The organism is Flammeovirga agarivorans (assembly GCF_012641475.1).
GTDB lineage: Bacteria > Bacteroidota > Bacteroidia > Cytophagales > Flammeovirgaceae > Flammeovirga > Flammeovirga agarivorans.
On the sequence record NZ_JABAIL010000078.1, the window covers coordinates 1 to 724 of the forward strand.

Consider the following 724-nt stretch of genomic DNA (forward strand, 5'->3'; position numbering starts at 1 on the left):
ACAACGTAACGGCTAAACTACGACCAGCGGGCGTGTCGACCGGTGGATGGAGGTTAGCTATTGTTGGCAACTGTATTAGTTAAATTTTCTTGTAAATATATAGTTTAAACCAATTTTCTTGATTGATAAAAAGAGACATTACATATGATATTATCTGAACAGAGATTACAAAAAGTAAAGGCACTGAAATAAGTGTGTGATTACTTTCATGAAAACTTTTTGGATAAGTTATTCCAATTAGAATCAGTGTAACTAATGTTCCTATCATTAAAGAATAATAATTTAATTTTAGTGACAATTTAATTGAGTTATCGTTATTCACTTTTAGGAATATTCTTGGTGATATTAACCCAAAACCTCTAGCATCTTTAATAATGAGCCTATAATTTTGTGAATCTAAACGAATACACTTTAGGTCATTTAAATTATCATTCTTGTAGAGTCTTGATTCTTGTAAAGGAATAGATTTTAACTCTTTGATTAATAATTCATTATCCTTGTTATATTTATTATCTCTTTTTTTATCTTTCTTTTCAATTAATTCAATTTCTTTTTTATGAACTTTTGTCAACTGAGTAGGAGATCTCTTTTTTAAAATATAAAAAGCTTCCAACCTTGCCTCTTCTATATAATGTTTATTTGTTATTATCATGAGGAGTTCTGAATCGGTTTTATTTTGATATATTTTTGAAAATTTATTCATCCTACATTTATGGTTGCCAAC

At 27.6% G+C, this 724-nt stretch carries 1 protein-coding gene; it reads right to left on the bottom strand.

Annotated elements, in window-relative coordinates; all coding sequences use genetic code 11:
* Positions 1-79 precede the first annotated feature (79 nt).
* A partial coding sequence (locus HGP29_RS28320) for a hypothetical protein (RefSeq protein ID WP_211093460.1) occupies positions 80-724 on the bottom strand: 645 nt, incomplete at its 5' end.